The following is a 14434-nucleotide window of genomic DNA, read 5'->3' as shown; positions in this document are numbered from 1 at the left end:
CTCCGGGCCGCCGATCGATTGAATGCTCGTCATCAGTTCCCAACCGGCGCGGCCGCCGGCTCCGCGACTACCAGATCGGCGGCGAACGCGCCGTCCGCGTAGAGCCGCCGGCTCTGGCGCCGCTGCAGTTTCCCGCTGGTCGTGCGTGGCAGTGCGCCGCGGCGGACCAGCACGACGTCGTACGGCGACACGCCGTGACGGTCGGCGAGCGCCCGGCGCACCGCCGCGCGCACCGCCGCCGGCGTGAAGCCGGGGGCGCGCCGGTCGACCTCGGCGAGCACCACGAGGGCCTCCCCTTCGGCCGTGTCCACGGGGATCGCCGCGACACCCCCCACGACGACGGCCGGATGCGCCTGTCCGGCGGTCTCCTCGACGTCCGCCGCGTGGTGGTTGCGTCCGTCGACGATGATCAGATCCTTCAGCCGTCCCACGACGAAGATCTCGCCCTGGTCGAGGAATCCCAGGTCTCCCGTGCGCAGCCAGGGACCGGGCCCTGCCTCGTGGCGGGTGAGGAACGCGTCGGCGGTGCGTTCCGGCCGCCGGAAGTAGCCGGCGGTGACGTTCGGCCCGGACACCCACAGCTCGCCGACCCGGCCCGGCGGGCACACCTTCCCGGTGCCCGGGTCGACCACCCGGACCTCCTGGTCGGCCGGGACGCCGCAGCCGACCAGGACGGTGGTGCGCTCCGCCCCGGCGTCCCCGGGCGAACCCGGCCCGGCGGGCCGGACCTCGCCGCGGCCGAGCGCCGCGCGGTCGACCGGCAACCGCCGGGGCGGGCCCGACGCCCGGAACCCGGACACCAGCACGGTCGCCTCGGCCAGGCCGTAACTGGGGCGGAAGGCCGCCGGGTCGAACCCCTGACCGGCGAACGCATCGGCGAACAGGTCGAGGGTCCGCGGCCGGACCGGCTCGCTGCCGTTCCCGGCGATCCGCCAGCCGCGCAGGTCCAGGCCGGCCCGCTGCGGCGGGGCGATCCGCTGCACGCAGTGCCGGTAGCCGAAGTCGGGCGCCATGGCGTTGGCGTCGGCCTGCTGGGAGATCAGCTCGAGCCAGCGGCGGGGGTGGCGGATGAACGTCCCGGGCGTCAGGTGGATCGAGCGGATCCCGGACAGCGCCGGCAGCACTACCATGGTCAGCAGGCCCATGTCGTGGAACAGCGGGAGCCAGTTGACCAGGACGCTGTCGGAGGACACGGCGTAGGCGCGCTGGATCTGGCCGACGTTGGCCACCAGGTTGCGGTGGGTGACGACGACCCCCGCCGGGTCGCCGGTGGAGCCGGAGGTGTACTGCAGCAGCGCGGGCTCGTCACCCCGTGCCGTCATGGGCTCCGCGTCCGCCGGCCCCGGCGTGCGAACCTCGTCGATGAGCGCCAGCCGCGGCGTGCGGAGGACGCCGCCGTCCAGCCAGTCGCGCACCGCCCGGCGGTGCCGGGCCGAGGTCAGGACGAGGGCCGGATCCGCGTCGCGGACCACCGAGTTCAGGCGGGCGGCCGTCCGCTGGGCGTCGGGCGGATACAGGGGAACGGCGACGACCCCGGCGTACAGGCAGGCGAAGAAGGCGACCGGGAACTCCAGCCCGGACTCCTGCAGGATGGCCACCCGGTCCCCGGCCGTGGTGTGCCGCCTGATCTCGGCGGCCAGCGCGGTGGCCCGCGCGTCGAGATCGGCGAAGGTGAGGCGCTCGGGGGGCAGGTCGGCGCGCTCGCCCGCGAGCTCGAAGACGGTGGCACCGGGCATCCGGCGGACGTGCCGGCGCAGCAGCTCGACCGGTCCGGGCGAGGTCTCAGCGGCCACCGCGGGCACCTCCCATCGCCAGCGGCCCGGCCGTGGCCGCGGACCGTCCGAGGCCGTGCGGCGCGACCGGGAGGGAGTTCAGGCCCCGCAGCGTGATGCTGGGATGCCAGGTCAGCTCGTGCCGGGGCACGGCCGGCTCCATACGGGGGTAGCGCCGCAGCAGCTCGCCGATGGCGATCCGGCTCTGCAGCCGTGCCAGCGGCGCCCCGACGCAGTAGTGGATCCCCGCGCCGAACCCCAGATGCGGGACGGACGGCCGGGTGACGTCGAGCCGCTGCGGATCGGCGAACCGGTCGGGGTCGCGGTCCGCCGCGGCCACCACGGCCATCACCAGCTCCCCCTCCGGGATCAGCACTCCGGCGAGCTCGACGGGCTCGCCGGTGACCCGCAGGCTGCAGATCATGACCGATCCCTCGTAGCGGACCAGCTCCTCGATCGCGCCGGGGAGCAGGTCCGGCCGGCGGCGGAGCAGCTCGGCCTGGTCCGGGTGGTCCAGCAGGGCCAGCGTGGCGTTCCCGATGAAGTTGACGGTCGTCTCGTGCCCGGCGATCAGCAGCAGCAGCGCCATCGCGATGAGCTCCGGCTCGCTCAGACGCCCGTCGCCGTCGCGGGCCTCGATCAACGCGCTCAGCAGGTCGGACGTGGGCCGGGCACGCTTGTGCCGGATCAGCGCGCCGAGATACTCGCTCAGCTGGTCCAGCGCGGCCCGCCGGCCGGCCGCGAGCTCCTCGGTCGACCGGGCGGGCCCGTGGTCGGAGACCAGCGGGAGCGACCACCGCCGGAAGTCCTTGCGCTCGGCCGCGGGGATGCCCAGCATCTCGCAGATCACGGTGGTCCCGATGGGCACCGCGAACCGGCCGACGAGGTCGATCTCGTCGCACGCGTCGAACTGCTTGAGCAGTTCGTCCACCACGGTCCTGATCATCGGCTCGTATCCCGCCACCCTGCGGGGCGTGAAGGTCGCCGACACCAGCCGGCGCAGCCGGGTGTGGCGCGGCGGATCCGAATAGAGCAGGTGCTTGCCGACGAAGCGGTTGAGGCCCCCCAGCCCGGGGTCGGCCTCCTCGATCGGCACGGGCCAGCGCGCCGGTTCCTTGACGAAGCGCGCGTCGGTGAGGACCAGCCGGACCTCGTCATAGCTGGTGACCAGCCAGACGGGCACGCCGGCCCGGTACACCCGCCGGACGGGCCCGGTCCGGCGCAGATAGTCGTACGCGGCGTACGGGTCACTCACGAATTCCCGTGAGTAGAAACCGGGAAGTGCGGAACCTGATTGCGACATTGGCATTCCCCTGGCAGCTTCGGCGTCCGGGGTGACACGCCGGACGCCGCCGGCAGACCTCACGAGGTCCCGATGTCCCCATATTCGCCACCCGCCCCCGCGAATCAAACTCCTAAGGGCGGCGGCGGCACCCCTGTCACCCGCCGGCGGATTCAAGGGTTGCCTTCCCCATTTCCCCTTTGAAACGGCGGACGAGCAGATCGGCCCAGGTCAGATGGATTCAATCCCGACTGTCGCGGACCGGAGGCCTAGGGGTTGCCGATCCTTCCAGCCCCGCTTAACGTGCCAAATGTGGCCAATTCGGGAATGCGCATCACACCAGATCGGCGCCCCATCCTCTTCGCCGCGGCGGCACACTCCGGGTTGCTCAATCCACTTGTCTCCATCGCCGGAGAACTGTCCCGCCGGAATACTCCGGATCTGCATTTCGCCTCCGAGGAGGACGCCCGGCGGCCGGTGGACGCGGCGGGCGCGGGCAGCCCGATCTCGTTCCATTCCTGCGGCGAAAAGATGATCAAAGTCGACGGCGCGATGTACGCCGCCATGACCCGGGGCCCGCGGACCACCGCCGGCACGGTGGCACTGGCGCGACTGGTGCGTGACAGGGCGGTGCTGCGCACGTTCTTCCGGCACACCCTGGAGCAGATCGACCGGATCCGTCCCCGTCTGATGGTGATCGACAACCTGAACGTCGGCGCGATCGACGCGGCCTGCGCGCGCGGGGTGCCGTACGTGCTGAGCATCGCCTTCCCCCCGAGCGGGGTGTACCTCGGGCGGCTGCCGTGGGGCTACCCGACCCCGACGTCCGGCCTGCCACTCCGGCTGGGCGGCACCCAGCGGATCGCCAACATCGCGTTCCGGATCCGGATGCAGGCGGCGATGCTGCGCTGCGCCGACCTCACGGCCGCCCGCGAGCGGCGGGCGCACGGCATCGCCAACGTCTTCGCCGACCCGGAACGGCACAGCGACGACGCCGTCGCGGTGCTCGGCTACTCCGTCTTCGGGCTGGAACATCCCTTCCCCGCTCCCCCGCACCTGCACATGGTGGGCGCCGTGATCCCGCCGGCGCCGGCCCAGGCGGACCGGGACGACGAGCTGAGCGGCTGGCTCGACCGGCACGAGTCCGTCGTGTACGTGAACATGGGCACCTTGATCAAGCTGTCCGCCGTCCAGCTGCGGGAGTTCACCGAGGCGCTGCGGCGGATCGGCCCCGGCAACCAGGTGCTGTGGAAGCTGCCCGCCGACCAGCGGGCGCTGCTGCCCGCCGAGCTGCCGGCCAACGTCCGTACGGTCGAGTGGGTGCCGGACCACTTCGGGGTGCTCACCCACCCGCACGTGCGCGCCGTCGTCTGCCACGGCGGCAACAACATCTTCCACGAGGCCCTCTACTGCGGGCAGCCCATGCTGGTCATGCCGTTCTGGCTGGACTGCTACGACCTGGCGGCCCGCGCCGTGGACTCCGGCGTCGGGCTCGCCCTGGACAGGCCGCCCGCCTTCGACGCCGCCGAGGTCTCCGCCAAGCTGCTCCGCCTGCTGTCCGGCGAGTCCCACCGGCGGCGCAGCCGGCACTGGGGCGACCGGCTCCGGCAGGCCGGGGGCGTCGCACGGGCCGCCGACATCGTCCTGCGGGCGGCCCGCCTCACACCCGGCGACCGGCTGACCGCGGTACGGCCACAGGACGCCGCGGTCGCGGCGGCACCGGACGCATGAGACCGATGACGACGACAAGGAGGTGACCAGGATGGACCTGCAGTCCGCCCTGGCATGGCTCATGGGCCCCGAGGGGATCGAGGATCCCTACCCGGCGTATCAGGCGTTGCACGAGCACGGCCCGGTCGTGCAGGTGACCGACAGCATGTTCGTCGTGGTCGGCTACGACGCGGCCAACCAGATCCTGCGCGACCCCTCCATCTCCGTGGTGAACGAGGCGCGCCTGGACCGTGACTGGCCGGCCTGGCGGACGAACCGGGCCGCGACGCTGCTGACCGAGACGGTGCTGCTGACCGACCCTCCGGACCACGGCCGCGTCCGCCCCCTGCTCGCCGGCTGGTTCAGCGCGCGACGGGTGGCGGACCTGCGCGGCTTCGTCCGCGAGCAGTCGGATCGGCTGGCCGACGGCGTCGCCGGACGATGCGCCAAGGACGGCGTCGCCGACCTGGTGAAGGACTTCGCGCTGCCCCTGCCGGTGTGGATCATGTGCCACATCCTCGGCGTGCCGCCGTCCGACCACCGCTGGTTCGAGGAGCGCGCCGGAGACCTGCTGATCGTGATGGAGGCGTCCCCGCAGCCCGAGGAGCTGGAGCGGGGGAACCGGACGACGCGGGAGATCGAGGCGTACATGACCGACCTCGTCGCCGCCCGGCGCCGCAGGCCGGCGGACGACCTGCCGAGCGCGCTCGTCGCCGCCCACGACCGCGACCGGACGGCCCTCACCGCCCAGGAGATCCTGTCCCACCTGGTCCTGCTGATGGCCGCCGCGCTCGACTCGACCGCGTACCTGCTGGCGAACGGTCTGCTGCACCTGCTCCGGCACCCGGAGCACGCGACCCGGCTGCGCGCGGACGACGGGTTCGCGCAGCCGTACGTCGAGGAGCTGCTGCGCTGGGACGCGCCGTCGCAGTTCACCGTGCGCCGGGCGACCTCCACGATGCGGGTCGCGGGCACGACGCTGCCGCCGGACGCCGAGATCCTGATCCTCCTCGGCGCGGTGAACCGCGACCCCCGGCGCTTCGACTCGCCCCAGGAATTCCGGCCCGACCGGCCCGGCAACCACTCGCTCTCCTTCAGCGCGGGCCCGCACTTCTGCTTCGGGGCCCCGCTGGCCCGGCTGGAGGCGCAGATCGCCCTTCCGGCGGTCCTGCGCCGGCTGCCGGACCTCACGCTCGCGGGCGAGCCCACCCGGCTGAACCGGCGGGCCATCCGCTGGTACGGCCGCGTCCCCGCGACCGCCACACAGACCACCCCACAGACCACCACGGGGGCCGTACCGCAGACTGTCAGCGTGGCGTGACGCGGCGGCGCCGGGCCCGGCGCGGCGATCAGCTCACGGAGGAGTAGGCGACGACTCCGCGGCGCATGGCGTCGACGGCCTTGCCGGCGTTCTCCGCGACCTTGCCACCCCGGGGCGCGGCCTCCCTGATCTGCCCGAGCAGGTCGAGCAGCTGCTTGATCCAGCGGACGAAGTCGCCCGCCGCGAGGTCGCAGTCGGTCAGCACGGCGTCGAGGCTGTGGCCCTTGGCCCACCGGAAGGCCGCCCAGGCGAAGCCGACGTCGGGCTCGCGGACGAACGACAGGCCGTGGTCCTGCTCGATGCCCTCCAGTTCGCCGAACAGGCGCACCATCTCCGCGAGCGCGTCCCGGGCCGCGCCGGCCGGGATCTTGGGGCTGCGCATGTCGTCGGACTGCCGCGACTCGTAGACCAGCGCCGACACGCAGGCGGCCAGCTCGGCGGGGTCGAGCCGGTCCCACGCTCCCGACCGCAGGCACTCGGAGGTGAGCAGGTCGAGCTCGGTGTAGAGGGAGGCGAGCCTGCGGCCCTCCTGGGTGACGGTCTCGCCCTCCAGGTAGCCGAGCTGGTCGAGCACTCCGCAGACCCGGTCGAAGGTCCGCGCGATGACGTGGGAGCGCCCCTCGACCCGGCGGCGCAGCCCTTCGGTCTCGCGGAGCAGCTTGTAGTAGCGCTCGGCCCAGCGGGCGTGGTCCTCCCGCTGGTCGCAGCCGTGACAGGGGTGCTGGCGCAGCTCGCGGCGCAGCTGGAGGATCTCCTCGTCCTCCGCCGCGTGGTCGCGGGCCCGGGGCGGCTTGCCGAGGTCGCGGTCGCCCAGCTTCGCGTGCACGGTCGAGACGAGGTTGGCCCGCTCCTTGGGCGAGCGGGGGTTGAAGCCCTTGGGAATCCTGATCTTGTCGACGGGCTCCACCGGCACCGGGAAGTCGGCCGCCGACAGCCGCTTCACCTGCTTGCCGATCGTCAGCACGAGTGGCGCCGGCCCCTCGTGGCCCCGGGCGTTGGTGCCCGGGTCGAGCACGACCGCGATGCCCGCGCGCCGCCCGCCCGGCACCCGGATGACGTCACCGGGCTTGAGCTCCTCAAGGGACTGCACGGCCTGGGCCCGCCGGGCCGCGCCCCGCTGGCGCGACAGCTCCGCCTCGCGGTCCGAGAGCCGCCTGCGCATCGCCGCGTACTCCTGGAAGTCGCCGAGATGGCAGGTCATCGCCTCGGAGTAGCCCTCCAGGGCGTGCTCCGCCTTGCGGAGCTGCCGGGCCAGCCCGACCACGGCCCGGTCGGCCTGGAACTGGGCGAAGGAGTCCTCGAGCAGCGTCCGCGCCCGCTCCCGGCCGACCTGCCCGACGAGGTTGACCGCCATGTTGTACGACGGCTTGAAGCTGGAGCGCAGCGGATAGGTGCGGGTGCCCGCGAGACCGGCGACCGCGAGGGGGTCCATCCCGGGCTGCCAGACCACCACCGCGTGGCCCTCGATGTCGATGCCGCGCCGCCCGGCCCGGCCGGTGAGCTGGGTGTACTCCCCCGGAGTGAGGTCGGCGTGGGTCTCGCCGTTCCACTTGTCCAGCTTCTCGATCACCACCGACCTGGCCGGCATGTTGATGCCGAGCGCCAGCGTCTCGGTCGCGAAAACCGCCTTCACCAGGCCCTTCGTGAACAGCTCCTCGACGACCTCCTTGAACGCGGGGAGCATGCCCGCGTGGTGGGCCGCGAGGCCGCGCTCCAGGCAGTCGCGCCATTCGAGGTAGCCGAGCACCGCGAGGTCCTCGTCGGGCAGGTGGGCCGTCCGCTCGTCCACGATCTGGCGGATCTCGTGGCTCTCGGTCTGGGTGGTGAGGCGCAGCCCGGAGTAGAGACACTGCATGACCGCGGCGTCGCAGCCGTTGCGGGAGAAGATGAAGGTGATCGCCGGAAGCAGGCCCTCGGCGTCGAGCTTCTCGATCACGTCGGAGCGGCTCGGGGTCGTGCCCCGGCCGGGCCGCGAATAGCCCCGCCTGCCCCGGGCCTGCGCCAGCCGCATCTCGTCACGGGAGATCCGCATCAGGGACGGGTTCACCCGCAGGACGCCGTCGCCCTCGTTGACGAACAGGTCGTACATCCGGTTGCCGACCAGCATGTGCTGCCACAGCGGCACCGGCCGGTGCTCGTCGACGATGACCGTCGTGTCGCCGCGCACCTCGCCCAGCCACTCGCCGAACTCCTCGGCGTTGCTGACCGTCGCCGACAGGGCCACCACCCGCACCGACTCCGGCAGGTGGATGATGACCTCCTCCCAGACCGCGCCGCGGAACCGGTCGGCGAGGTAGTGCACCTCGTCCATCACGACGTACGCGAGACCGGTCAGCGTGTTCGACCCCGCGTACAGCATGTTGCGCAGGACCTCGGTGGTCATCACGACGATCGGGGCCTCGCCGTTGACGCTGTTGTCACCGGTGAGGAGGCCGACCTTGCGCGCGCCGTACCGCCGGACCAGGTCGTTGTACTTCTGGTTGGACAACGCCTTGATCGGCGTGGTGTAGAAGCACTTGCGGCCCTGCTCCAGGGCCAGATGGACGGCGAACTCCCCCACCACCGTCTTGCCCGACCCGGTGGGCGCGGCCACCAGCACGCCGTCCCCCGCCTCCAGCGCCTGGCAGGCGTCGATCTGGAACTCGTCGAGCTCGAAGTCGTAAAGTTCGCGGAACGAGGCGAGAGCCGGCCCGGCACCGGACTGCCCCTCACGGAAAGCGGCGTAGCGTTCCGCTGGCGTACTCATACGTCAACCCTACCGATAACGGGATTCCGGGCTGCGCTTCCCGCTTCATCGTCAAGGGCCGCTGGCCTTTACGTTGTAGATTCGGGGGTCAGGACGTGGAGGGCGGCGGGCTCGACCGCGCAGGTGAGGGGAGCCGGGCCGATCCGCTCGCCGTCGGCGTACGCGACGGTGTCCGGGGCCTCGATCTCCACCCGGCGGGCCCGCCGCAGGGTCACCGCGGGGTGGCCGGCGTGGGTGCCCCGGTAGACCCGGGGGAACGTGCGGAGGAACTCCCCCTTGGGGATCGCTCCGAGCACGAGCACGTCGAGCAGGCCGTCGTCGGGCCGGGCGTCTGGGCACACCCGCATCCCGGCGCCGTACGAGCGGGTGTTGGCCACCGCCACGAGCATCGCCTCGCGTTCGACGGTCTCGCCGTCGAGGGTGATCCGGAACGGGATCGGCGTGAACGAGCGCAGTTCCCGCGCGAGCGCGACGAGATACCTGGCCATTCCGGGCGGCCACGTCATGGCGTTGGCCCGTTCGTTGACGCGGGAGTCGAACCCGCAGGCGAGGACCCCGGCGAACCACTCCCCCGTACCGGTCCTTCCCGCGTCCACGCCCCTGGCCGCGCCGCGGGTCACGACGTCCGCCGCGGCGAGGAGGTCCCGGCGGGGGACGCCGAGGGCGGCGGCGATGTCGTTGCCGGTGCCCGCGGGCACGATGCCGAGCGGAACGGACGTCCCGGCCACGGCCTGTACGGCGAGGTGGACAAGGCCGTCGCCGCCGAAGGCGACGAGTGCGGCGGGGCCGGCCGCGACGGCGGCGCGGGCCCGGTCGAGCGCGTCGGCCGCCGAGGTCCCGACGACCACCGAGACCGGCCGGCCTCCCGCGCGCAGCCGGCGCAGCACCGGGGCGAGCAGGCGCAGCGTACGGCCGCCCCGGGCAGCGGGGTTCACCAGGACGACGAGCTCATCGCGCACAGGCGGAACCTACCGCCGCCCACGCGGCGGCACCAGAGGAATCCTCGGTCAGTCCCGGGCGTCGACCGAGGCCGAGTCCGCGGTGGCGGACGGCCCGTCGAGCTCCTCTTCGATGGCACGTGCGTGCGCCGCGTCGGCGGCGTCGCGCCTCTTGTCGTGGAAGTACATGAACGCCATCGCGACGAAGAACAACGCGATCATCGGGAGTGCCAGGGCAAGCATGGTGATGGGGTCCTGGCTCGGCGTCGCGACGGCCGCGAAGACGAACATCAGGAACACGACCATGCGGGTGTGCTTCGACACCATCCGATAGCGCACGACGCCGATGACGTTGAGGAACACCAGCAGCAGCGGCATCAGGAAGGAGATACCGAAGATGATGAGCATCGCCAGCGCGAAGCTGAGGTACTCGTTGATACTCACCAGGGTCAGCGTGCCGTCGGGGGCGAAGCCGAGCAGCAGCGCCAGGCCCTTGTCCATGGTGACGTAGGCCAGGGCCGCTCCGGCCGTGAACAGCGGCACGGAGAGGCCGAGGAACGCCACGGTGTACCGGCGCTCGTTCTGGTACAGGCCCGGGGTCACGAAGGCCCAGAGCTGGTAGATCCAGAACACCGCCGACACCACCAGGCCGAACATCACCGCGACCTTGAGGTTCACGAAGAACGAGTCGAAGACTCCGTTCACCACAAGGATGCACTGGTCCTTGTTGAACTGGTGGGCCTGCGGCAGGCGGCAGTACGGCTGCTTGAGGAAGTTCCAGATCGGGTCGAAGTAGATGAACCCGACGGCGGTTCCGACGACCACCGCCAGGATGGCCTTGACCAGCCGGTTGCGCAGCTCGCGGAGATGCTCCATGAGCGTCATCCGCCCGTCCTCCGACGTGGACGTGACGGGGGTCGACCGTTTCAGCAGCGCCATCTAGCTCGTCCTGGGATCGATGGGGTGTGCGGCGGTGGCTAGTTGGAGCGCGGCTCGTTCTGCGAGCTCACCGGCTGCTGCGTCTCGCGCAGCTTCCGGTTCTCCTCCTCCAGCGCGCGCAGCCGCTCCTCGACCGACGGGGTGGCCGGCGGGATCTGCGCCGGCGGCGGGGCGACGGTCTGGGCCTCGGCCCGCACCGTGGCCTGCTTCGCCTCCTCCTCGTCGCTCAGCTTGCTGGTCTCCTTCTTGAACAGGCGCAGCGACTGCCCCAGAGCCTTCGCGGTGTCGGGGAGCTTCTTGGCGCCGAAAAGAAGGATCAGAACCAGGAGGATCAGGATCCATTCCATGGGTCCGAGGTTGGGCATGTCGTGTCCTTACCGCGAGGGCCGTACCTACTCCACCGATCGTACGCGCAGAACGGCCTGAAGTTCACCTGCTGTCCGAATCGGCTGTTGGGCTGATCTTGGAAAACAACTCCTCCCGGGCCCGGACGCGGCTTCTGGCCAGGTCGACCTCGGCCCGCAGCGCCCGCGCCGCGGCGAACACCCGGGCGGCCGGCCAGGCGAGGACGGCGAGCCCGGCCACGGCCGCCCCGGTGAGGGCGAAGATCCAGGTCATGCCGGTCCTCTCGCAGGTCAGACGGGGTGCCGGGGTCAGACGGCCGTCTCGTAGGCGGCCAGCGCCTCCGTGGCGGCGGCCGACACCCGATCGGCCAGGGACGCCGGGGACACCACCCGGCCGCTGTCGCCCAGCCGGAGCGCGAGCCGTACGAGCCAGGACTGGTCACGACCCCGCAACGATACGCGCAGGCGGCCCTCCCCCAGCTCGGCGACCTCCTCGCACGGGTAGTACTCGGCGACCCAGCGCCCGGCGGGGGTGAGCTCCAGCTCCACCACCTCGTCGCCGTCCGACGGCCGGAAGACGCCCCGGGTGACGTCCATCGGCTCCGCCTCGGCGGGTGGGTCGGCGGCCACGTCGAGCACCTCGACGTCCATGATCCGGTCGACGCGGAACATCCGCATCGCCTCCGCGCGGTAGCACCAGCCCTCCAGGTAGTGCTGCCCGTCCACGAGCACCACCCGCAGCGGGTCGACCTCCCTGGGGGTGATCTCGTCGCGGCCCGGCACGTAGTAGCGCAGCGAGAGCCTCCGGCCCCGCCGGGCGGCGTCGGTGATGACCGCGTGGGCGTCCGGGGCCGCGCCGATCTCCACCTGGACCTGGCTGCTCACCGTGGCGGCGCCCTCGCCGGCCGCCTGCTCCAGCTTCGCGATGACCCGTCCGAGCACGTCGCGGTCCTGGAACTCGGGCAGCTCGTCGAGCATGCGCAGCGCGACGAGCAGGGCGCTCGCCTCGTCCACGCCGAGCTTCAGCGGGCGGGCGATCGCGTCGGCGTTGTCGATGAGGATCTCGCCGCCGTCCCACGAGACGTCGATCAGATCGCCGGGGGTGTGGCCGGGCAGCCCGCACATCCAGACGAGCTGGAGGTCGTCGACGAGCTGCTTCTCCGACAGGCCGAACAGGCGCGCCACCTCGGGCACCTGCGCGCCCGGGTGCGACATCAGGTACGGCACGAGCGCGAGCAGCCGCGGCAGCCGGTCCGAGCTCACTGCAGGGCCCCCTTCAGACGGCGGATCACGGCCTCGCGGGCGTCCGGCGGCTCGACCACGACGGCGTTGCGGCCGAGGCTCGCGAGCCAGCCCGCCAGGCGCTCGGGGTCGGCGAAGGTCACCTCGGCCTCGTCCCACTCCTCCGGCCCGGTCCGTACGGCCTGGGCGGCGTGGCGCAGCCCGAGACAGGTCCCCTTGCGCACGCGCACCAGCGCGACCCGCTCCGTGGGCAGGTCCTGGTAGCCCACCATCGACCGCAGGTCGAGCTCCTCGGGGACGGTGAAGGCGCCCGGCCGCCCGAGAGTGGAGACGGCCCCGGTGATCCGGCTGAGGCGGAAGACCCGGGGCGCGCCGCGGTCGCGGTCGTGGCCGACGAGATACCACCTGCCGCGCCGGCTGACGACGCCCCACGGCTCGACCGTGCGCCGGAGCACCGACTCGCTGCCGGCCGAGCGGTAGTCGAACGTCACGGCCCGCCGGTCCCGCACGGCCTCCCACAGGGCGGGGAACGCCGGGTCGCGGGTGTCCACCCGCAGCTCCAGGGGGCTCTCCGGGAGGTCGGCGTGCACGCCTCCGGCCGTGAGCTTCAGCAGGGCGCCGCTGGCGGCCTCCGCCAGGCTGGCCCGCTGCCACACCTGGGCGGCCAGGCCGATGACGGCCGCCTCGTCCGGCTCCAGCGTGATCTCGGGCAGCTCGTAGGACTCGCGGCTGATCCGGTAGCCGGGGTCGTCCTCCCACGGGTCCTTGTGGACCTCGATCGGGATGCCGATCTCGCGCAGTTCGTTCTTGTCGCGCTCGAACATGCGCTGGAAGGCCTCGTCGTTGTCCGGGTCGTACCCGGGCACGGCCTGCCGGATCTGCTCCGCGCTCAGCGGCCGCCGCGTCGCGAGCAGGCAGATCACCAGATTGAGCAGCCGCTCGGTCTTCCGCCGCGACATCCGGCCTCCCTTCCGTCGGAAACGCTACCCTTTCCGGCGTGATCAGATGGCGCAAGGGCGAGGTGGTGCGGGTTCGGCGCGAGTGGCCGGGGGCGGTGGAACTCGACGTCGCCGTCGCCGAAGGCGAGTGCCGGGCACTCGCCTATCCCCCGCTCGTCGGACGCCCTGAGGTGGGCGACACCGTCCTGCTCAACACGACCGCCCTCGCCATGGGCCTCGGTACGGGAGGGTACGCCATGGTGGTGGCCGTCCCGGACCGTTTGCCGCAAGATCCGTCCGGCCCCGGCCACCTTGTGAAGGCACGCTACACCCCCCTGCAGGCCACCGTGCTCGGCGCGGACGAGCAGGGCTCCCCCCACCACGAGGCGCTGCGCGAGGCCGACTCCGTCGACGGCATGCCGGTCGTGGTCGCCGACCTGCACTCCGCGCTGCCGGCGATCCTGTGCGGCCTGTACGCGGGCTCACCGGGGATCAGGGTGGCGTACGTGATGCAGGACGGCGGGGCGTTGCCGGCCTGGTTCTCCATGTCGTGCGCGAAGCTGCGGGAGGTGGAGTGGCTGTGCGGGGTCGTGACGACCGGCCAGTCGTTCGGCGGTGACGTCGAGGCGGTCACGCTGCACACCGGTCTCCTCGCGGCCCGCCACGTGCTCGGCGCCGACGTCGCGGTGGTGGCGCAGGGCCCGGGCAACCTCGGCACCGGCACCCGCTGGGGGTTCTCCGGCGTCTCCGCGGGCGAGGCGGTGAACGCCGCCGCCGTGCTGTCCGGGCGGCCCGTGGCCGCGCTCAGGGTGAGCGAGGGCGACCTGCGCGAGCGGCACGTCGGGGTGTCGCACCACTCGATCACCGCGTACGGCCGGGTGGCGCTGGTCCCCGCCCAGGTCGTCGTGCCCGACCTGCCCGGCGCGTTCGGGGCGACCGTACGCGCGCAGGCCGAGGCCCTCGCCGGCCGGCACGAGATCGTCACGGTGCCGGTGGACGGCCTGCACGAGGCGCTGAAGGCGTCACCCGTGCGGCTGTCGACGATGGGCCGCGGCCTGGAGGAGGACCTCGCCTACTTCCTCACCTCCGCCGCCGCCGGGCGGCACGCCGCCTCGCTGCTCTCGTGAACTCCTCTCCGGCCTGAAGGCCGAGATTCTCCCGTCGTGTCGCGGTTAAGCGGCGCGCGGGGGTTGACGCTTCGC

Annotated in this window: 12 protein-coding genes; 3 read left to right on the top strand and 9 right to left on the bottom strand. The window is 72.5% G+C overall.

Annotated features, from left to right (window positions below; all coding sequences use genetic code 11):
• Positions 1-32: 32 nt before the first annotated feature.
• Both Mam01_RS29500 and Mam01_RS29495 read right to left on the bottom strand, forming a co-directional pair.
• Complete coding sequence (locus tag Mam01_RS29500; protein ID WP_204288478.1) at positions 33-1793, bottom strand: fatty acyl-AMP ligase; 1761 nt, start codon at positions 1791-1793, stop codon at positions 33-35.
• Positions 1783-3027 (bottom strand): cytochrome P450 family protein, encoded by a 1245-nt coding sequence (locus tag Mam01_RS29495; RefSeq protein ID WP_204288477.1) that lies wholly within the window; start codon positions 3025-3027, stop codon positions 1783-1785. The genes Mam01_RS29500 and Mam01_RS29495 overlap by 11 nt, the downstream gene beginning before the upstream one ends.
• 558 nt (positions 3028-3585) lie before the next feature.
• Between Mam01_RS29495 and Mam01_RS29490 the strand changes: the two genes are divergently transcribed.
• Together Mam01_RS29490 and Mam01_RS29485 are read left to right on the top strand one after the other, a co-directional pair.
• A complete protein-coding gene (locus Mam01_RS29490) occupies positions 3586-4785 on the top strand; it encodes a glycosyltransferase (RefSeq protein WP_204288476.1) in 1200 nt (399 codons plus the stop codon).
• A 31-nt stretch (positions 4786-4816) separates the two neighbouring features.
• Entirely contained in the window at positions 4817-6085 is a 1269-nt protein-coding gene (locus Mam01_RS29485; protein WP_204288475.1) for a cytochrome P450, read from the top strand.
• A 28-nt stretch (positions 6086-6113) separates the two neighbouring features.
• Here the strand turns inward: Mam01_RS29485 and Mam01_RS29480 are convergent, their stop codons facing one another.
• From Mam01_RS29480 to Mam01_RS29450, 7 genes are all read right to left on the bottom strand, one after another.
• On the bottom strand, positions 6114-8831 hold the full coding sequence (locus tag Mam01_RS29480) for a DEAD/DEAH box helicase (RefSeq protein WP_204288474.1): 2718 nt from the start codon (positions 8829-8831) through the stop codon (positions 6114-6116).
• Positions 8832-8899: 68 nt separating this feature from the next.
• Positions 8900-9790 carry a diacylglycerol/lipid kinase family protein gene (locus tag Mam01_RS29475; RefSeq protein WP_204288473.1) on the bottom strand — a complete coding sequence of 297 codons (891 nt, stop codon included), beginning with the start codon at positions 9788-9790 and terminating at the stop codon, positions 8900-8902.
• 48 nt (positions 9791-9838) lie between these two features.
• Positions 9839-10708 (bottom strand): twin-arginine translocase subunit TatC, encoded by an 870-nt coding sequence (gene tatC, locus Mam01_RS29470; RefSeq protein ID WP_204288472.1) that lies wholly within the window; start codon positions 10706-10708, stop codon positions 9839-9841.
• A gap of 38 nt (positions 10709-10746) precedes the next feature.
• Complete coding sequence (gene tatA, locus Mam01_RS29465) at positions 10747-11073, bottom strand: Sec-independent protein translocase subunit TatA (RefSeq protein ID WP_204288471.1); 327 nt, start codon at positions 11071-11073, stop codon at positions 10747-10749.
• Positions 11074-11137: 64 nt separating this feature from the next.
• A complete protein-coding gene (locus Mam01_RS29460) occupies positions 11138-11326 on the bottom strand; it encodes a hypothetical protein (RefSeq protein WP_204288470.1) in 189 nt (62 codons plus the stop codon).
• Between the two features lie 35 nt (positions 11327-11361).
• Positions 11362-12315, bottom strand: coding sequence for a helix-turn-helix transcriptional regulator (locus Mam01_RS29455; RefSeq protein WP_225311608.1), 954 nt, complete (start codon positions 12313-12315; stop codon positions 11362-11364).
• Positions 12312-13253 carry a helix-turn-helix transcriptional regulator gene (locus Mam01_RS29450; RefSeq protein WP_150934762.1) on the bottom strand — a complete coding sequence of 314 codons (942 nt, stop codon included), beginning with the start codon at positions 13251-13253 and terminating at the stop codon, positions 12312-12314. The genes Mam01_RS29455 and Mam01_RS29450 overlap by 4 nt, the downstream gene beginning before the upstream one ends.
• A 38-nt stretch (positions 13254-13291) precedes the next feature.
• Between Mam01_RS29450 and Mam01_RS29445 the strand changes: the two genes are divergently transcribed.
• Positions 13292-14359: a DUF3866 family protein gene (locus Mam01_RS29445; RefSeq protein ID WP_204288469.1), complete on the top strand. Its 1068-nt coding sequence runs from the start codon at positions 13292-13294 to the stop codon at positions 14357-14359.
• Positions 14360-14434: the final 75 nt, after the last annotated feature.

It is taken from the genome of Microbispora amethystogenes, assembly GCF_016863015.1.
GTDB classification, from domain to species: domain Bacteria; phylum Actinomycetota; class Actinomycetes; order Streptosporangiales; family Streptosporangiaceae; genus Microbispora; species Microbispora amethystogenes.
The sequence above is the reverse complement of the archived record's forward strand: the minus strand, read 5'-3'. Positions and strand labels throughout refer to the sequence as shown.

What these genes read in the sequence shown, in the direction of transcription:
- Mam01_RS29490 (WP_204288476.1), top strand. Translation starts at nt 3,586, where the DNA reads ATGATCAAAGTCGACGGCGCGATGTACGCCGCCATGACCCGGGGCCCG.
- Mam01_RS29485 (WP_204288475.1), top strand. Translation starts at nt 4,817, where the DNA reads ATGGACCTGCAGTCCGCCCTGGCATGGCTCATGGGCCCCGAGGGGATC.
- Mam01_RS29480 (WP_204288474.1), bottom strand. Translation starts at nt 8,831, where the DNA reads ATGAGTACGCCAGCGGAACGCTACGCCGCTTTCCGTGAGGGGCAGTCC.
- tatC (WP_204288472.1), bottom strand. Translation starts at nt 10,708, where the DNA reads ATGGCGCTGCTGAAACGGTCGACCCCCGTCACGTCCACGTCGGAGGAC.
- tatA (WP_204288471.1), bottom strand. Translation starts at nt 11,073, where the DNA reads ATGCCCAACCTCGGACCCATGGAATGGATCCTGATCCTCCTGGTTCTG.
- Mam01_RS29460 (WP_204288470.1), bottom strand. Translation starts at nt 11,326, where the DNA reads ATGACCTGGATCTTCGCCCTCACCGGGGCGGCCGTGGCCGGGCTCGCC.
- Mam01_RS29450 (WP_150934762.1), bottom strand. Translation starts at nt 13,253, where the DNA reads ATGTCGCGGCGGAAGACCGAGCGGCTGCTCAATCTGGTGATCTGCCTG.